Raw genomic sequence first — 17,618 nt, 5'->3', positions numbered from 1 at the left:
TGGGCAAGCAAAGAAAAGTAACTCGCTCCCCGGCAGGGGAGCGAAACCCCCGGCCAACGGCCGGCCAGCATGCGATGAGGCCAACAACACGACACGCCTTCCCTCGCGAACTCCAACGCGGAAAGCCTGAACAAGCCCTCAGCGCGCCGGCGGCACCAGGTACAGGCGCTGCGGCCCCGGCTCACCCGAGCGACGCAACAGGCGCTCAAGCTCACCGCTGCTCAGCGGCCGCGCATACAGAAAGCCCTGCCCCTCCGCGCAGCCGGCCCGGCTCAGGAAGGCGTGCTGGGCCTCGTTCTCGACGCCCTCGGCGATGGCGTAGAGGCCGAGGTTGCGGGCCAGCGTGAGCATCGCCTCGACGATGGCGGTGTCGTTGGCGTCGCTGGGCAGGCCGGCCACGAAGCTCTGGTCGATCTTCAGGCAGGCGATCGCCGGCAGCTTGAGGTAGCTCAGCGAGGAGTAGCCGGTGCCGAAATCGTCGATCGCCACGCCCACGCCCAGCGCGTGCAGCGCCTGCATCGCGCGCACCATGTCCTCGCCCAGGCGCAGGATCGCGCCCTCGGTCACTTCCAGCAGCAGCCGCGCGGGGTCGATCTGCCAGGTCGCCAGCGCATCGCGCACCTCCTCCACGAAACGCGAGTGGCCGAACCAGCTGGCCGAGACGTTCACCGCCACCCGGATCGCCGGCAGGCCGGCCTGCTCCCACTGGCGCATCTGCGCGCAGGCGGCCTGCAGCACCCATTCGTCGATGTGGCGGATCAGGCCGAGCTTCTCGGCCAGCGGGATGAACTCGCCGGGCTGGATCTCGCCGCGCTCCGGGTGCTGCCAGCGCAGCAGCGCCTCGACCGCCACGATGCGCCCGCTGCGCAGCTCCAGCGTCGGCTGGTACGCCAGCCGGAACTCGTTCTCCGACAGCGCGCGGCGCAGCTCCACCAGCAGCGCGAGGCGGCGGCGCGCATCCGCCTGCATCATCGGCGAGTACAGGCGGAACGCATTGCGCTCCTCCGTCTTGGCCACGTACATCGCGGCATCCGCGTTGGCGATCAGGGTGGTGGCGTCCATGCCGTCCAGCGGGTAGCCGGCGACGCCGATGCTGGCGCTGAGCACGATCTCGTAGTCGCCCACCGTCATCGGCTCGGCCAGCGCCGCCAGCAGGCGCCGGGCCAGCACGGCGGCCTCGCCGCGCTCCTGCAGGCCGCTGGTGAGCACGGTGAATTCGTCGCCGCCGATGCGCCCGGCCAGGTCGTTGGGCCCGAGCTGGCAGCGGATGCGCTCGGCCACCTTGGCCAGCAGGCGGTCGCCGATGGCGTGGCTGTAGCTGTCGTTCACCACCTTGAAGGCGTCCAGGTCCACGAACAGCACGGCCAGCGCGTTGCGCCCGCGCACCGCCGCGGCGATGGCCTTGGTGCACTGGCGCTCGAACTCGGCCCGGTTGGCCAGCTCGGTGAGCGGATCGTGCGCGGCCAGGTATTCGAGACGCTGCTGGCTCGCCTTGGTCACGCTGATGTTGGTGAACACCGCCACGTAGTGCTGGATGCGGCGCTGCGCGTCACGGATCGCGCTGATGCTGAGCAGCTCCGGGTAGCTGCTGCCGTCGCGGCGCCGGCTCGCCACCTCGCCCTGCCAGTGGCCGTGCTCGTCGATGTCGGCCCAGATCGAGTCGGGCAGCGGCGTGCCGTCGGGCAGGCTGCGGGTTTCCTCCAGCGGCCGGCCGAGCAGGCTCTGCCCGCCGTAGCCGGTCATGCTGTCGTGGGCGGCGTTGGTCGACACGATGCGCCGCCCGGCATCGGCGATGATCACGCCCTCGGCCACGCTGGCCAGTGCCTCGGCGGCGATGCGGCGCTCCTGCTCCAGCTTCAGCCGCTCGGTGATGTCGCGGATGATCGCCTGGCGCACCGTCTGCGCCCCCCACTGGGCCAGGCTGCTCTGCACGTCCACCGGGCGGTCGCCGTCGGCGCCGCGCAGCAGGCCGGTGCCGCCGGGCTCGGGCTGCACCGCGAACAGCGTCTCCAGCGGTTGCCCCACCAGCGCCCGGTGCACGCGCCCGGTCCAGGTCGTGGCGGTGCTGTTGACGTCGAGGATGGCGCCGCTGGCCTCGTCCACCATCACGATGGCGTCGGCCGCGCTGTCGAACACCAGCCGGTAGCGTTCCTCGCTGCCGCGGATGCCGGCCACCACGCGCCGCGCCATGCGCAGCCAGAGGAAGCAGGCCAGCAGCGTGCCCGCGGCCACGCTGCCGAAGAGGATCCAGCCCATGCGGTTGGCGGCGTCGGCGATGCGCTGCGAGAACAACTGCGCGCGCGGCTCGATGTAGTCGCTCAGCTGGTGGATGCGTGCGATGTTGGCCACGCGGTCGAGCGGCGTGACCCGGCCGGCCGCGTAGCCGCGCTCCATGTCGTCGGCGATGCGCTCGAGCTGCCCGATGGCCTCGTCGGTGGAGCGCCAGGCCGCCAGCGCGTCGCGCAGGTAGGGCGCGCCGGGCAGGTAGCGCAGCATGAACAGCACGCCGGGGATGGCCGCCGGGATCGTATTGCCGTGGCGCAACGCCGCGGCGGCCTCGGAATAGTTGAAATGGTCGCCGGCCGCCGCATCCCGCACCTGGCGGTCGTAGGCCAGCATGGCGTAGTTCTGGCGGAACCGCGCAAGCTCGCGCGCATCGCCGGACACCGCATAGTTGCCGAGGTCGATCGCCGCCTGCTTCTGCGCCTTCGACCAAACGCTCTCGCCGTTGAGGAAACCGGCGAGAGCGACCTGGATCTGCAAAGCCCCCCAGGTGAGGACCAGGATCAACCCGATGACGGCCACAAGGGCATACGCCAGCGGCATCAGACGCTGTACCAAGGAAGACTGGATGTTGATCCTTACGTCAGGCATCAAAGGCTCTCTATCCAAGCAACCGTACAGCGACCACGTGCCGGCCTACCCCCTTCGAGGCGCCTCCGTCAGGCTGCCTCTTCTCTGGTTTGGCGCAAAGCGTAGCGATTGTCGAGGCACCTGTCTGCAAGCACGCGCATGCCCAGGTAGCTGCGCTTGACGCACTCCGTCAGGTGAGCCACCTCGTCGGCGGCAGGCGAGCTGCCGACCAACGCGCAGACGATCTCCAGCGCCTCCCACGGATGGGTATCGTCATAGGCCGCGTGCAGCTGCAGCCAGCGCAGGCTCGCCTTGCGGCGGCCGGTCGGCATGCTCTCGGCATAGGCCGCGCTGTCGTAGACCAGTTGCGACCAGTCGCCCGTCACCCCTTCGATGGCGTAGTTGGTGGCAATCATGCCCGCCGCCAGGCTGTCCTTGCAGCTGACATCCTCGCACCATTGCGCCAGCGTGTGGCTGCCCAGCGGCGGCGTGCCGTTGAGGACCTCCTCGCGGGACACCCCGGCGCCCTCCGCCCAGTCGAGCCAGTATTCCGCGTGGTTCTGCTCCACGCGGATGTTGCGCACCAGCCAGCGGCGGGCGACGTCGTCGCCCTGGCTGCGACCGTAGCGGGTCTTGAGCAGGCTGTTGGCCATATAACCGGGGAAACGCTCGATCACCGGCCATACCCCCACCATGAAGTTGCGGGTGGACTCGCGGTCGAGGCGCACCTCGCGCATCAGGGTCCACAACTCGTGGTCCATGACTTCCTGCCTGACCGATGCGGCGTCGGCCACCATGTCCTGCGCCCATTGCGGGTAGCTGAGCAGGTCGGTCAGCGAGCCTTTGAGTTCGAAACCAGCGTTCATAGGAACTTCTCCTGTTGGGAAAAAACACCGCCGTCCCGTCGCGGGCGGCGGCGCCGGCGCCGGATGGCGCCGAAGTTCCATAGTCCTCATGTTGGCTGGGTGTGGCGACTGCGAAATCTTGCCCCGCGGCAGCCTCCCCCTCGCCCGGGGGCCGCGCGCCGAGGCTTCCGGCGCGCACGGCCGCCGCGCCGCACCGCGCCGCCGGCGGCTGCCGGAGGAACGGGGCGGCGGCCTGCGGCGCGAAGGCGCGGCAGCCGGTCGGCAAGGTGGAAGGAGACAACGGGGGAATGCCCTGGGCCCGCCGCCGGGCGGCGACGCCGGCGCCGTCAAGGCGCCGCTTCCCGCAGGTCAGCGCGCAGGAAACGCCCTGCACCGTCACGTGGCCGGCCTGGGATCGCTTCGGCCGCCCCGCGGCCGGGATGCGCCGGCATGGACGCGGCGCAGGCAACGCGCGGCACAGGCATCCCGCGCCAGGCAAGCCGTCCAGACGGCCGAACGCAAGGTGGAGACGGCCCGACTGACCGATGGCTTCCGGCCGGCCGCACCGATGCCATCGGCCTGCCCCCTGTGGGACATGGACGGCCGCCGATCCACCGCCGACCGGCACGGCACGGGGCAACGCGAACGGAAAAGCACTGCAGCCCGCGCCGCGGCGCCGGGGGCCGCTAGCGGGTTACTCCGCCCCGCCCGCGCACGGCCACAGCTGCAGCACGTTGGCGCCGATCACCGGGTCGATCTCCCGCTGCAGCACCTTGTCGTGGCGGAACACGGTGATCTCCGCCGAGCCGGTGCCCACCTCCATCGCCAGCAGGTGGCCGGCATGGGCGAGGAAATCCGCCCCCGCCACCGCGCCGTGCGCGTGCACCGAGGGCTTGCCGCCCTGCCAGGCCAGGCTGCCGGTGAGGCCGGTCATCTCCACGTCCTCGAAACTGCGCGGCTGGAACGCCTTCGCCGCGAAGTCGTAGTAGCCGAAGGTGACCTTGTGCAGGAAGGCGATGCCGGTGAAGCTCGCGCTGGGGATGCGCTCGCGCTCGGCCAGCTCGCCGAGCTTCGCCATCACGTCGTCGCCCTGGCGCAGCACCAGGAGGTAGCCGGTGGGCGTGGGCATGTACCAGGTCGGTGCCTCGGTCATGGCACTCAACCTGCCGTACCGGTGGCACGCGGGTAGTCCGTAAGCCCGGCCGCACCCCCGCCGAACAGCGTCTCCCGATGGTGCGTGGCCCACGGCAGGCCGAGGCGGATGCGCTCGGGCAGGTCAGGGTTGGCCACGAACGGACGTCCGAACGCCACCATGTCCGCCCAGCCCTCGCGCAGGGCCTGGCGGGCGCGCTCGGCGGTGTACTTGCCGGCGTAGATCATCACGCCGGGGAACACCTCGCGCAGGCGCCGCTTGAAGGTCACCGGCATCAGCGGCGCATCGTCCCAGTCCGCCTCGGCGATGTGCAGGTAGGCCACGCCGATCTCGCCCAGGCGCCGGGCGGCGGCGGCGTAGGTTTGCTCCGGGTCCGCGTCGATGCAGCCGTTGAGCGTGGTCAGCGGCGCGAGGCGGATGCCCACGCGGCCCGCGCCGCCGGCGCCGTCCACCAGCGCGCGCGCCACCTGGTCGAGGAAGCGCAGGCGGTTTTCCAGCGAGCCGCCGTATTCGTCGGTGCGCGCGTTGGAGTTGGAGTCGAGGAACTGGTTGACCAGGTAGCCGTTGGCCGCATGCAGCTCCACGCCGTCGAAACCGGCGGCGATGGCGTTGCGCGCGGCCTGGCGGTACTGCTCCACGATGGCCCCGATCTCCGGCACCGAGAGCGCGCGCGGCATGCCCGCCTCGACGAAGCCGGGCGCGTCCTCGCCGTTGTCCACGTACACCTTCACGCCCTCGGCGCGGATCGCCGACGGCGCCACCGGCTGCTGTCCGCCGAGCAGGTCCGGGTGGCTGATGCGACCCACGTGCCAGAGCTGGGCGAAGAGGCGCCCGCCGGCCGCGTGCACGGCGTCGGTCACCCGCCTCCAGCCATCCACCTGCGAGGGCGTGAAGAGGCCAGGCGTCCACGCATAGCCCTTGCCCAGCGGGGCGATGTAGGTGCCCTCGCTCACGATCAGCCCGGCCGCGGCGCGCTGCGCGTAGTACTCGGCCATCAGCGCGTTGGCCTCGTCGCCCGGACGACTGGCGCGCGAACGCGTCATCGGCGGCATCACGATGCGGTTGGGCAGCGCGAGGGCGCCGAGCTTGAGCGGCTGGAACAGCGGATCGTCGTGGATGCTCATGCTCTGGAAAACTCCTTGAAAATGGGGTGGAACGCGCGCCGCCGGCTCAGAGCGGCCGCAGGCTGCCGCTCAGGCGGAACAGCTCGAGGTGAGGCCTTCGTAGCCCACCTCGAACTGCCGTCCTGCGAAGGGGGGCAGGTGCTGCGATGTCGATGCGCTCATGGAAACTCCGTCGTGAAAAAATGGCGGGGCGCCCGAGACTGGAGGCGGCCCCGCCGAAAAGAGGGACACGGGCCCTCGAACACCAGAACACTTGCATCGATGCGGCCGCGAGGCACCTGTTCAAGGCCCGTCGCCACCGGCGCCCTTCCCTGCAGGAGAGGCGCTGCGGGCGCGGCATGGACCGGACAGGCCGCACTCAGTCCTCGGCCGTCTCCAGGGCCGCGGCCGCCGCCGCGGCGACCTCGTGGTCCTGCTCCGGCGTGGCGCCGCCCACGCCGACGGCGCCGACCACCCGACCGCCGATGCGCACCGGCACACCGCCGCCGATGAACACGGCCGGGCCGGCCTCGGCGGCCCAGATGCCGAACAGCGGCGCGCCGGGCTGCACGGCGCCGGCCAGGTCCTGCGTGGCGGCGCCGAAGCGGGCCGCGGTGCGCGCCTTGGCGTAGCTCATCTCGCTCGCCACCGGCACGGTGCCGTCCATGCGTGCCAGGGCCAGCGGCGCGGCGCCGGCGTCCACGACCACGATGTTCAGCGCGAGGGCGCGCCGGCCGGCCTCGCGCTTGGCGCGGGCCACGATGCGCTCGGCCTCGGCCAGGCTCAGCGCGCGTTGCAACAGGGGTGTCTCGGCGACATGCATACGATGACCTCGTCCGAAGAATGAAAGTCGGGCCGCACCCGCCCCGCGTCCACGGCACGGCCGGTGGAGCGGGCATGGCCCGTGGAAAACCGTGCCGGCTAACGCGGCGGGCCGCGGCGCGGCCCGCCGGTCGCGCCCGGCGGTCAGTCCCAGGCTGGCGAGAGGCCTTCCGGGTCGGCCTGGCGCTCGTTGCGGTCCAGCGTGGCGATCTGCGCCAGCTCGGCCTCGCTCAGCACCAGCTTCTGCGCCGCCAGGTTGCTGGCCAGGTTCTCGCGCTTGGTCGAGGACGGGATCACCGCATAGCCCTGCTGCAGCGCCCAGGCCAGCGCCACCTGCGCGGTGGTCGCGCCGTGCGCAGCGGCGATGGCGGCCAGCACCGGGTCCTTCAGCACCTTGCCGTAGGCCAGCGTCATGTACGAGGTGAGATGCACGCCCTGCTCGCGGGCGAACGCCGCCAGCTTGCGGTTCTGCAGGTAGGGGCTGATCTCCACCTGGTTGGTGGCGATGTTGTCCTTGCCGGCGATGTCGATCGCCTGCTGCAGCAACGCGATGGGGAAGTTGGACACGCCGATCTGCCGGGTCAGGCCCTGCTCGCGCGCTTCCAGCAGCGCCTCCAGGCTCTCGGCCAGCGGCACCGCACCGTTGGGCGAGGGCCAGTGGATCAGGGTGAGGTCGACGTGGTCGGTGCCGAGCTTGGCCAGGCTCTCGCGCAGGCTGGGGATCAGCTTCCCGCGCGAGAGGTTGTCGATCCAGATCTTGGTGGTGAGGAAGATATCCCCGCGCGCCACGCCGCTCCCGGCGAGCGCCTTGCCCACGTCGGCTTCGTTGTCGTAGATCTGCGCCGTGTCGATGGCGCGGTAGCCGACTTCGAGGCCGTTGCGCACCGAGTCGATCACGGTCTGGCCCTGCAGGCGGAAGGTGCCGAGGCCGAAGGAGGGAATGCTCATGGAAACTCCGTAGCAAAAGGGGGAAAGGGAAGCCACCGCCTCCGACGCCTGCCGCTGTGGCGGCCCGGGGGCACCGGGGCAACGAAACTTAAGGAGTGCAGTATTCCCCCGCCCCCCATCCCGAAATACCGGCCACGGGGCAGAACATATTTGCCTAGAATGCAAGAATGAAGACGACGCTCGACGAACTGCTGGCCTTTGTCACCGTGGTCGACACGGGCTCCATCACCGCCGCCGCCGAGCACCTGGCGCAGACCGCCTCCGGCATCAGCCGCGCGCTCAGCCGCATCGAGGAGAAGCTCGACGTCACCCTGCTGCGCCGGACCACCCGGCGGCTGGAACTCACCGAGGAAGGCGAGACTTTCCTGCAGCACGCGCGGCGCATCCTCGACAGCGTGGAGAGCGCCGAGGAGCAGATGACCATCCGCCGCCAGCGCCCCGCCGGTCGGCTGCGCGTCAACGCCGCCTCGCCCTTCATGCTGCACGCCATCGTGCCGCTGGTGGCGGGCTTCCGCGAGCGCTACCCGCAGATCGAGCTGGAATTGCACAGCAGCGACCTGATCATCGACCTGATCGAGCAGCGCACCGACATCGCCATCCGCATCGGCACGCTGCGCGACTCCACCCTGCACGCCCGCCCGCTCGGCAGCCACCGCCTGCGCGTGCTGGCCAGCCCCGGTTACCTGGAACGCCACGGCACGCCCAGGCGGGTGGACGAGCTGGACCACCACGCCCTGCTCGGCTTCACTCAGCCCGAGTCGCTCAACCAGTGGCCGCTGCGCCACGCCTCCGGCGACGCCTATGCCATCGCGCCGGCGATCAAGGCCTCCAGCGGCGAGACCCTGCGCCACCTCGCCCTCGCCGGCGACGGCATCGCCTGCCTGGCCGACTTCATGACCCACGAGGACCGCGCCCAGGGCCGCCTGGTGCAGATCCTCGACCGCCACACCGTGGACGTGCGCCAGCCGGTGCATGCCGTCTACTACCGCAACACCGCCCTCGCCTCGCGCATCACCTGCTTCCTCGACTACCTGAGCGAGCAGTTGCCGCACGAGGGCAAGGGGAAGTGAGCGCCGCGCGACGTCCCTGACGGCTGCGTCGCCGCCTCAAGACCCGGCCGCAACCGTCACGCCGGCGCAGGCCGCGGTTCAGGGCGACCGCCTGCCCGAGCCTCGGCGCCCATGGATGCCGGCCTTCGCTGGCATGGCGACGGACTCCGGCCGGCGGCGGCTGGACGCCTAGCCCCAGTCCCACACCGCGATCGCGTCGTGGAACGCCTTGGCCGTGGGCGACAGCGCGGCGCCATCGAGCCAGCCCAGCGCCACTTCGCGTTCCACCGCGGGGTCGACCAGCGGGCGGGTCCTGAGGCCGGCGATGGTGGCCGAGTACTCGGGTACGAAGGAGACGCCGAAGCCGCCGGCCACCATGGTCTGGATCCAGTCCTCGCGCTCGCTGCGAAAGACGATCGGCAGCTGCACGCCGCGCGCCTCCAGCAGGTCGGTGAACTGGCCGTTGTATTCGCAGCTGGCGCGCAGCAGGTGCTGCTCGCCAGCCGCTTCGGTCAGCGTCACCTCGTCCAGCGCCTCGAAGCGGTGGCCCGGCGGGAACGCCACCACGAAGCGCTCGCGGTAGAGCGCGCGGCGGCGGATGCGCGCATCGGGGCCCTCCGGCTGCGCCATCACCGCCAGCTCCAGCTTGCGGCCCAGCAGCTGTTCGGCGAGATGGTCGGCGCTGCCTTCGACCAGGTGGATGCGCGCGCCCGGATGGTCGAGGCGGAATTGCGCCAGGAAGGCGAGGAAGCGTGCGGCGCCGATGGTGCACATCACGCCCACCGAGACCGGCGCGTTGTCCAGTTGCAGGAAGCCGCGCGCGGCGAGCTTGGTGGCGCTCATCTCCGCCATCACCTGCTCCAGGTGCGGCCGCACCAGGCGCCCGAAGTCGGTCACAGCGACGCCGGTGGTGTCGCGCTGGAACAGCGGCGCGCCGAGTTCCTCCTCCAGCTTCTTCACCGCCCGCGACAGCGCCGGCGTGGTGACGAAGCTCTGCTCCGCGGCGCGGGTGAAGTTGAGCGTCTTGAACACCGCGAGGGCGTAGCGGATCTCGTGCAGTTCCATGAATTCGGGCTTTTAGGTTCCAGGCAACAGGCGTTGCGAAAACGGAAATTCCGCCCTCGCAGCCGGCTCCACACAATGGCTCCACACCCGGGGCGACAAGGCCTTCGGGCCACTCTCCCGAGCCGGCCGCCACGCGGCGGCGGCGCGGGAAAGCCCTCGGAAAACCGTCCTATTCCACTGGAGTCACGCCATCATGTCCATCAAGAGTCTCCTCGCCGCGTCCATCCTGTCGGTCGCCGCCGCCACCACGGCCAACGCCAAAGCACAGGTGGAGCCCTCCACCCAGGCGTTCCTGGACCAGCTCGCCGCGCAGGGCGGCAAGCCGATCTACCGGCTGAGCTACGCCGATGCGCGCCAGGTGCTGGAAGGCGCGCAGAAGAACCCCGCCTCGCTGCTGCCGGCCGACGTGCAGGATCTGACCATCCCCGGCGGCGCGGCCGGCCAGGTCTCGATCCGCGTGGTGCGCCCGCAGGGCGTGAAGGAACCGCTGCCGGCGGTGGTGTATTTCCATGGCGGCGGCTGGGTGCTCGGCAGCAAGAACACGCATGACCGCCTGATCCGCGAGATCGCCAATGGCGCCCGTGCCGCGGTGGTGTTCGTCAACTACACCCCGGCGCCCGAGGCGCAGTACCCGGTGCAGATCAACCAGGGCTACGCCGCGCTGCGCTGGGTGGCCGGGCACGGCGCCGAGATCGGCGTGGCCCCCGGCCGCATCGCCCTCGCCGGCGACAGCGTGGGCGGCAACATGGTGGCGGCGGTGTCGCTGCTGGCCAAGCAGCAGGGCGGCCCGGCGCTGAAAGGGCAGCTTCTGTTCTACCCGGTGACCGACGCCAACCTCGACGACGGCTCCTACCGCAGCTTCGCCAACGGCCCGTGGCTGACCCGCAACGCGATGGCCTGGTTCTGGGACGCCTACCTGCCGGACAAGGCCAAGCGCAACGAGCCGACCGCCTCGCCGCTGCGCGCCGGCATCGACCAGCTCAAGGGCCTGCCCGAGGCGCTGGTGATCACCGACGAGAACGACGTGCTGCGTGACGAAGGCGAGGCTTACGCCCACAAGCTGGAGCAGGCCGGCGTGCGCGTCACCGCCACCCGCTACCTGGGCACCATCCACGACTTCGTGATGCTCAACGCGATCAGCGACACCCCGGCGACCCGCGCCGCCATCGACCAGGCCAACGCCTTCCTGCGCAACAAGCTGAAGTAAGCGCAGCGGCTGCATGGCGCACCGGACACCGCCCGGCTTCGGCCGGGCGGTGTCGTGTTTCTTCGCCTGCATCCCTGTCGTCGCACTGCCGGCCATGCCGCCCGGGCAGAACAGGCGGCCCCGCGAACAGCCGCCGCGCCTTTGCCGCGCTGCCGTGCAGGCCCTCCCGCGGCGGCGAACCGTGCCGATCCGCGGCAACGGGAGCGGCGCCGGCAAGGCTGACGCGCGGCCCCACCGACGCCGATGCGGCCCGTGCCAAGCCGGCTCGGCCGCCGCGCCCGCCTGCCGGCATGACGCCCACTCCACGCCGGCCGTGCTACCCATGGCCGCGTTCCTCGCTTCCGCCGCCGCCACATCGCCATGGTCGATTTCCTGCGCGCCCGCGACCGCATGGTGGACTTCCACATCGCCCGCCGCGGCGTGCGCGACACCGCGGTGCTGGCGGCGATGCGCACGGTGCCGCGCGAGGCCTTCGTCGATCCCGGCTTCGAAGAGTTCGCCTACGAGGACAGCCCGCTGCCGATCGGCCAGGGCCAGACCATCTCCCAGCCCTACGTGGTGGCCCTGATGGTGGAGGCCGCCGCGCTGCAACCGGGCGACCGCGTGCTGGAGGTGGGCGCCGGCTCCGGCTACGCCTCGGCGGTGGCGAGCCGGATCGCCGGGCACGTCTACGCCATCGAGCGGCTCGGCGAACTGGCGAGCGAGGCCGCCGCGCGGTTCGAGCGCCTCGGCTACGACAACATCACCCTGCGCGTGGGCGACGGCAGCCGGGGCTGGCCGGAGGCCGCGCCGTTCGACGCCATCCTGGTCGCGGCCGGCGCGCCCGCGGCGCCGCCCGCGCTGCGCGAACAGCTCGCCATCGGCGGGCGGCTGGTGATCCCGGTGGGCGAGGCCCGGCGCATGCAGCACCTGCGCAAGATCACCCGGCTCGGCGAGGACAGCTACGACGAGCAGGACCTCGGCGGCGTGCAGTTCGTGCCCCTGATCGGCGCGCAGGGCTGGACCGAGGATGGCCAGCCCGCGACGGCCCGCGCCTACGTGCGCGACACCTCGCTGCCGGCACGCATCTCCGCCGCCGCCGAGCCCTTGCCGGACCCCGACGCCGCCGACTTCGCCGCACCCTTCGAGCGCTACGCCGGCCGCCGCGTGGTGCTGCTGGGCGAGGCCAGCCACGGCACCGCGGAGTTCTACCGCGCGCGGGCCGCCATCACGCGGCGGCTGATCGGGCGCCACGGCTTCCGCTTCGTCGCGGTGGAGGCGGACTGGCCGGACGCCGCCACAGTCAACCGCTACGTGCGCCACCTGCCGCTGCGCGCCGGCACGGTGCCCGCGTTCCAGCGCTTCCCCACCTGGATGTGGCGCAACACCGACGTGGCCGCCCTGGTGGACTGGCTGCACGCCCACAACGCGGACCGCGAGCACGCCGAGCAGGCGGGCTTCTACGGCCTGGACCTCTACAACCTCACCGACTCCATCGCGGCCGTGCTGCATTACCTTGACCGCGTCGACCCCGCCGCGGCCGCGGTGGCGCGCGAACGCTACGGCTGCCTCACGCCCTGGCAGAAGGAGCCGGCCACCTACGGCCGCGCCGTGCTGAGCCACGGCTACACCCGCTGCGAGCAGGCCGTGGTGCAGCAGTGCCGCGACCTGCTCGCCAGCCGGCTCGACTACGTGCGGCAGGACGGCGAGAGCTTCCTCGACGCGGCGCAGAGCGCGCGCCTGATCGCCGCGGCCGAGCACTATTACCGCGCCATGTACTACGGCGGCGCGCAAAGCTGGAACCTGCGCGACACGCACATGTTCGAGACCCTGCGGCACCTGCTCGACGCGCACGGCCCGCGGGCCAAGGCCATCGTGTGGGCGCACAACTCGCACATCGGCGACGCGCGCCACACCGACATGGGCGCCGCGCGCGACCAGCTCAACATCGGCCAGCTCTGCCGCGAGCACTTCGGCGAGGAGGCCGCGCTGATCGGCTTGGGCACCCACGCCGGCACCGTGGCCGCGGCCGACGACTGGGGCGACGACATGGCGGTCAAGCGCGTGCTGCCCTCGCGCCGCGGCAGCGTGGAGCGGCTCTGCCACGACACCGGCCTGCCGCGCTTCCTGCTCGACCTCGGACCCGGCCAGGACGAGGCGCTGCGCGAGGCCCTGCTGGCGCCGCGCCCGCAGCGCTTCATCGGCGTGATCTACCGCCCCGACACCGAACTGCAGAGCCACTACGCCGAGGCCACCCTGCCCGGCCAGTTCGACGCCTACGTGTGGTTCGACGAGACCACTGCTGTGACGCCGCTCGGCCCGCAACACGCCAGGCCCGGCATGCCGGAGACGTATCCGTTCGGGTTGTAGGCGCTCGATACCGGCCGCCGCTTGCAGCGCCGCGCGGGCATGCTCGGGCGTCATGACGACCCGCGGTGGCAAGGCCGCTCCGCCGGCAAGGTTCAGCCGGGCCTTCGCGCACGGCCGAAGGTCATCCCCTCGTCGTCGCCCTGCATCGCGCGGGCCCGGTTGTGGGCGAAAGGCGATGGCGAGGCGGGTTCGCGACGATCAGCCCTTGCCCCAGCCGGGCAGTTGGCTGGCCTGCTTCACCCAGGCGGTGAATTGGGCGGCGTCGAGCGGATCGTGCTCGTGGATGTCCAGGTAGCGCACGTCCTTCTGCTTCGATTCGCCGGGAGGGATGGGACGCAGCGACGTACCCTGGAAGAACGTCACCTTGACGTACCCCGTGAAGCAATGGAAGCCGAGGAACCAGCCCCGGCCCTCGACGCCGTAGAAGGGAGAGTTCCATCTGACCGCCTTGCGCACGCCGGGAACGGCGCGCGTGATGAGCGCGTCGAGGCGGCCCCCGACCTCGCGCTTCCAGCCCGGCATGGCCGCAATGTAGGCCTGCACGGGAACGTCGCCGTCGGCCTTTGCGATCCTGGGGTTGCCACCTGCGAGCAGGCCCGGCTTCGCGGGCTTGCGGGCGGATGACTCGGCGACCGCCTCGCGCGGCGCGGCCGCCTTTGCGGCGGCCCGCCCGGCGACGGCCTTCCTGGCGGCCTTCGCCGGCGTCCTGGAGGTCGTGATGGTCATGGCCACTCCAGCCGGTGGACTCTTGCCGTCTTGATGGCCCACAACGCGGCGGGCACGTGCCGGCATCCCGGTCAGCCCTTCATCGGCAACGGCACGATCACCATCCATGCCACGCCGAAGCGGTCGGCGACCATGCCGAAGCTGGAGGCGAAGAAGGTGGCGCCCAACGGTTGCTGCACCTGGCCGCCGTCGGCCAGCGCGTCGAACAGGCGCTTCGCCCCGGCGTCGTCGTCGGCCGTCAGCGAGAGCGAGAAGCCCTTGAACTCCGGCTTGCCCGCGGCGAAGCCGTCGGAGGCCATCAGCCGGCCCTGGCCGATGCGCAGGCTAGCGTGCATGACCTTGTCGCCCGGCGGCTGCGAGCCGTCCGGGCACTGGGCGGAGCCGGCCGGGGCCTCGCTGTAGCGCATCAGCATCTCGACCTCGGCGCCCAGCGACTGGCGATAGAAGGCGATGGCCTCTTCGCAGCGGCCGTCGAAGAACAGGTAGGGCTCGATGGGCATGACATGTCTCCTCAAACGGTGAAGGCGGATCCGGTGTCTCTGGACACGACGAACGGCACCCGGGGAAATCGACACGGCGTACGTTGCGGCGCCGGCCGCCTCGGCGCGCCCACGCCGGGGTCGACCGTGCTCGCCGCCGCGCCGCTTTTCGAACCGGCCTCTGCCACGCCCGCGCGCGGCCGCCGCAAGGCGGTTCACGGGCGGATGCGCACCAGGCTGGTCATGGCGTCGACGTAGGAGAGCTTCTCGTCCACCCGCAGCGGCAGCAGCGGCGTCACCGAGACCGCGTTGGTCTTGGTCCAGCGCTTCTTGCCGGCGCCGTCGAGAAAGATCACCCCGCCGAGGTCCTGGATCACGTACGGCTGGCCGTCGACCCGCCCCAGGAACTACGTGGCCGGGGGTGTAGATCAGGTCACCGACCTGCGCCTCGGCCAGGGCCGGCGTGCGCACCGCATGGCTGTCGCCGGCGCCGAACAGCCGGTGCTTCAGCGCCGGGCTCGCGCTCTGGTCGCCCGTGTTCCGCGGCAGCTGCACGCCCAGGCTGCGGTAGACGTCGGAGACGAAGGGGGCTCTGGCCACCCAGTACTCGGGCGAGAGCATCGCCTCGCCGATGCCGATCACCCCCGAGGGCGGAATGGGCAGCGTCGCGTTCCGACGCGCCCGAGCGCACGCGCCGGCCGCCGTCGCCCGCCGCGATCGGGAAAGCCGATGGCACCCATCGCACATTCCCGTTTCCGCTCTCCGCCCCGCTTGCGGAAGATCGCGTCGCCGCCGCGCCCGTTGCCGGCGGCGAACACGGAGACATCGCATGCACGAGAACGAAAGCGCGCCCCGCGAGCGCGTGCTGATCGCCGGAGGCAGTTCGGGGATGGGCCTGGCACTCGCCGGGGCGCTGCTGGAGGACGGCGCGGAGGTCACCATCGTGGGCCGCTCCGAGGCCAGGCTCGCCGAGGCGCGCCGGCGCCTGCCCGACACCGGCCGGCTGCGCGCCTGCGCCGCCGACATCACGTGCGAGGACGAAGTCGCCGGCCTGTTCGGGCAGAGCGGCCCGCTCGATCACATCGCCGTCACCGCGGCCGACATCGAGGGCGCCTACCAGCTGCTGCCGGCGCTGGAGCTGACGGCGGTCCGGCGCGCCATCGACTCCAAGCTGGTCGGCCCGCTGCTGCTGGCCAAGCATGGTGCGGCGGTGCTGGCGCCGCGGGGGTCGATCACCTTCACCTCCGGCATCGCCGCCTACCGCCCCACCGCGCGCGGCGCCGCGGTGGCCGCGGTCAACGGCGCGCTCGCCGCACTGGTCCGCGCGCTGGCGGTGGAGCTGGGGCCGGTGCGCGTCAACGCGGTCTCGCCCGGCTGGGTGGACACGCCGATCTGGACCTACGTGGCGGGCGAGGCCAAGGACGCGATGCTGGGCGCCATGGCCGAACGCCTGCCGGTGGGCCGGGTCGGCCGCGCCGAGGAGATCGCCGACGCGATCCGCTTCCTCATGGGCAACGGCTTCGTCACCGGCACGGTGCTGCACGTGGAAGGCGGCCACCGGTTGGTGTGAGGGCCCGGCCGCGATCGCCGCCCGGGCCGCGCTGGGCGATCACGCACAGGCTTCAGGCAGGCGCACGTGTTCCCGCGCCGCCTCGATGAAGCGGCGCAGGGCCGGCGCCTGCACGCGCCGGCGGCGCCAGGCCATGGCGATGGCGACCTCCGGCGCATCCGGCCACGCCAGCACGGCGAGGCGGCGGGCGCCGTCCACCGCCAGGCGCGGCACCAGCGCGCAGCCGAGGCCGGCCTCGACCAGCGCGCACGCCGCGGTCAGGCTGCCCAGCTCGGCCGCCAGCGGCGGACGATGCGGATCGCCGGCCGGGAAGGCGTCCTCGAACATCCGCCGGTAGACGCATCCCGGCTCGGTCGCCAGGAACGGCTCGCCCGCGAGGTCGGCGGCCGAGACCGCCCGCCGCCCGGCCAGCCGGTGGCCGGGCGGGACGATCACGGCGAGCCGCTCCCGCGCGAGCGGCTCGCTCTGCACGCCGGGCCCGAAGCCGTCCTCGCCGAAGACGAAACAGACGTCCAGCTCGCTCCGCCCCACCGCGGCGCGCAAGGCGCCGCTGCCGGCGCTGCGCACATGCAGCGCCACCGCCGGATGCCGCCGGCGGAACGCCGCCAGCAGGGGCGGCAGCCAGGCCGCGCACAGCGTTTCCAGCCCGCCGATCTCGAGTTCGCCCGCGGTGCGCGCCGCCGTGTCCGCCACCGCGGCGCGCGCCTCCTCGGCCAGCGACAGCATGCTGCCGGCGTAGCCGAGCAGCCGGCGACCGGCTTCGGTCAGGCGCAGGCCGCGCGGCGAGCGGTCGAAGAGCGCCGCGCCCAGCTCCGCCTCCAGCGCCTGGATCTGCTCCGTCACGCTCGACTGGGCCAGGTGGATCCGCTCGGCCGCCCGCGTGACGTTGAGCGTGGCGGCCACCGCCACGAAGGTCTTCAGATGTCGAAGTTGCATGACCGTATCCACCGTGGAGGGCGCCGCATGCCGGCACCGCCTGCACCGGCCGCCGCGACAAGGATTGCACCGGGCGAGCATAGCCCTTGCGCACAGCGCCGGTGCCGGAAGGCGCCGGCGAAGCGTGCCGCATCGCCTCGGCGGACGGCATGCCGACACCAGCCGCGGCACCGGCACGGACGTCCAAAACATCCGTGCCATGGCCCATGCCCGTCGCGACGTCCACGCGCCTTCCGGGGCCGAGCGCCGTCAGCCGGCCGCGCTCGACACCGCCACAACCGGCGCATGACCCGCGGCCACGGCGGGCACGCCCGCCTGCGTGGTGAGCATGGCGCCCAGGGTCAACGCGCAAACCAGCAGGCAGGCGGCGAACAGGCTGTGCAGCAGCAGGGTTTCGAGTTTCATGGCGATGCTCCGTTGAGTCGTGGGCGAGGCGGGGATGCCGTCGAGAGGTATTTGGCAAGGCCTGTGCCAAGGCACCGAAAGCCCCGGCACGGCGCATTCCCAAGCCAT

General features: G+C 72.0%; 16 protein-coding genes. 4 read left to right on the top strand and 12 right to left on the bottom strand.

Annotated features, from left to right (window positions below; translation table 11 throughout):
* Window positions 1-138 precede the first annotated feature (138 nt).
* The 6 genes from ACH65_RS11720 to dkgB all read right to left on the bottom strand — a co-directional run bounded on the left by ACH65_RS11720 (window position 139) and on the right by dkgB (window position 7,724).
* The gene (locus ACH65_RS11720; RefSeq protein WP_336884808.1) at window positions 139-2,805 is read right to left on the bottom strand and encodes a putative bifunctional diguanylate cyclase/phosphodiesterase; all 2,667 of its coding nucleotides are present in this window, start codon (window positions 2,803-2,805) and stop codon (window positions 139-141) included.
* A 137-nt stretch (window positions 2,806-2,942) separates the two neighbouring features.
* On the bottom strand, window positions 2,943-3,719 hold the full coding sequence (locus tag ACH65_RS11715; RefSeq protein ID WP_049622784.1) for an iron-containing redox enzyme family protein: 777 nt from the start codon (window positions 3,717-3,719) through the stop codon (window positions 2,943-2,945).
* 673 nt (window positions 3,720-4,392) lie between these two features.
* Entirely contained in the window at window positions 4,393-4,851 is a 459-nt protein-coding gene (locus tag ACH65_RS11710; RefSeq protein WP_049622783.1) for a PPC domain-containing DNA-binding protein, read from the bottom strand.
* A 5-nt stretch (window positions 4,852-4,856) separates the two neighbouring features.
* Window positions 4,857-5,975 carry an alkene reductase gene (locus tag ACH65_RS11705; RefSeq protein ID WP_049622782.1) on the bottom strand — a complete coding sequence of 373 codons (1,119 nt, stop codon included), beginning with the start codon at window positions 5,973-5,975 and terminating at the stop codon, window positions 4,857-4,859.
* A 358-nt stretch (window positions 5,976-6,333) separates the two neighbouring features.
* Window positions 6,334-6,777: a GlcG/HbpS family heme-binding protein gene (locus ACH65_RS11700; RefSeq protein ID WP_049622781.1), complete on the bottom strand. Its 444-nt coding sequence runs from the start codon at window positions 6,775-6,777 to the stop codon at window positions 6,334-6,336.
* A gap of 143 nt (window positions 6,778-6,920) precedes the next feature.
* Window positions 6,921-7,724 carry a 2,5-didehydrogluconate reductase DkgB gene (gene dkgB, locus ACH65_RS11695; RefSeq protein ID WP_049622780.1) on the bottom strand — a complete coding sequence of 268 codons (804 nt, stop codon included), beginning with the start codon at window positions 7,722-7,724 and terminating at the stop codon, window positions 6,921-6,923.
* A gap of 167 nt (window positions 7,725-7,891) precedes the next feature.
* On the opposite strand from dkgB, the gene ACH65_RS11690 reads away from it, so the two are divergent.
* Entirely contained in the window at window positions 7,892-8,794 is a 903-nt protein-coding gene (locus tag ACH65_RS11690; RefSeq protein WP_049622779.1) for a LysR substrate-binding domain-containing protein, read from the top strand.
* A 168-nt stretch (window positions 8,795-8,962) separates the two neighbouring features.
* Here ACH65_RS11690 and ACH65_RS11685 read toward each other — a convergent pair whose 3' ends face one another.
* Entirely contained in the window at window positions 8,963-9,838 is an 876-nt protein-coding gene (locus tag ACH65_RS11685; protein ID WP_049622778.1) for a LysR family transcriptional regulator, read from the bottom strand.
* Between the two features lie 193 nt (window positions 9,839-10,031).
* On the opposite strand from ACH65_RS11685, the gene ACH65_RS11680 reads away from it, so the two are divergent.
* Both ACH65_RS11680 and ACH65_RS11675 read left to right on the top strand, forming a co-directional pair.
* On the top strand, window positions 10,032-11,045 hold the full coding sequence (locus ACH65_RS11680; RefSeq protein WP_202594196.1) for an alpha/beta hydrolase: 1,014 nt from the start codon (window positions 10,032-10,034) through the stop codon (window positions 11,043-11,045).
* A gap of 360 nt (window positions 11,046-11,405) precedes the next feature.
* Window positions 11,406-13,394: a protein-L-isoaspartate(D-aspartate) O-methyltransferase gene (locus tag ACH65_RS11675; RefSeq protein WP_049622776.1), complete on the top strand. Its 1,989-nt coding sequence runs from the start codon at window positions 11,406-11,408 to the stop codon at window positions 13,392-13,394.
* A gap of 198 nt (window positions 13,395-13,592) precedes the next feature.
* On the opposite strand, the gene ACH65_RS11670 is transcribed toward ACH65_RS11675, so the two are convergent.
* The 3 genes from ACH65_RS11670 to ACH65_RS19865 all read right to left on the bottom strand — a co-directional run bounded on the left by ACH65_RS11670 (window position 13,593) and on the right by ACH65_RS19865 (window position 14,976).
* Window positions 13,593-14,120, bottom strand: a complete 528-nt coding sequence (locus ACH65_RS11670; protein WP_049622775.1) for a DUF1801 domain-containing protein — start codon at window positions 14,118-14,120, stop codon at window positions 13,593-13,595.
* A gap of 71 nt (window positions 14,121-14,191) precedes the next feature.
* Window positions 14,192-14,620, bottom strand: a complete 429-nt coding sequence (locus ACH65_RS11665; RefSeq protein WP_049622774.1) for a VOC family protein — start codon at window positions 14,618-14,620, stop codon at window positions 14,192-14,194.
* Between the two features lie 194 nt (window positions 14,621-14,814).
* A complete protein-coding gene (locus ACH65_RS19865) occupies window positions 14,815-14,976 on the bottom strand; it encodes a hypothetical protein (RefSeq protein ID WP_153242576.1) in 162 nt (53 codons plus the stop codon).
* 452 nt (window positions 14,977-15,428) lie between these two features.
* On the opposite strand from ACH65_RS19865, the gene ACH65_RS11660 reads away from it, so the two are divergent.
* On the top strand, window positions 15,429-16,169 hold the full coding sequence (locus ACH65_RS11660; RefSeq protein ID WP_049622773.1) for an SDR family oxidoreductase: 741 nt from the start codon (window positions 15,429-15,431) through the stop codon (window positions 16,167-16,169).
* A gap of 39 nt (window positions 16,170-16,208) precedes the next feature.
* On the opposite strand, the gene ACH65_RS11655 is transcribed toward ACH65_RS11660, so the two are convergent.
* Together ACH65_RS11655 and ACH65_RS20580 are read right to left on the bottom strand one after the other, a co-directional pair.
* Window positions 16,209-17,105, bottom strand: coding sequence for a LysR family transcriptional regulator (locus tag ACH65_RS11655; RefSeq protein ID WP_049622772.1), 897 nt, complete (start codon window positions 17,103-17,105; stop codon window positions 16,209-16,211).
* 249 nt (window positions 17,106-17,354) lie between these two features.
* Window positions 17,355-17,510: a hypothetical protein gene (locus ACH65_RS20580; RefSeq protein ID WP_202594195.1), complete on the bottom strand. Its 156-nt coding sequence runs from the start codon at window positions 17,508-17,510 to the stop codon at window positions 17,355-17,357.
* Window positions 17,511-17,618: the final 108 nt, after the last annotated feature.

The organism is Frateuria defendens (assembly GCF_001182895.1).
GTDB classification, from domain to species: domain Bacteria; phylum Pseudomonadota; class Gammaproteobacteria; order Xanthomonadales; family Rhodanobacteraceae; genus Frateuria_B; species Frateuria_B defendens.
Note: the sequence above shows the minus strand (reverse complement) of the source record. Positions and strands in the feature narration are given on the sequence as shown.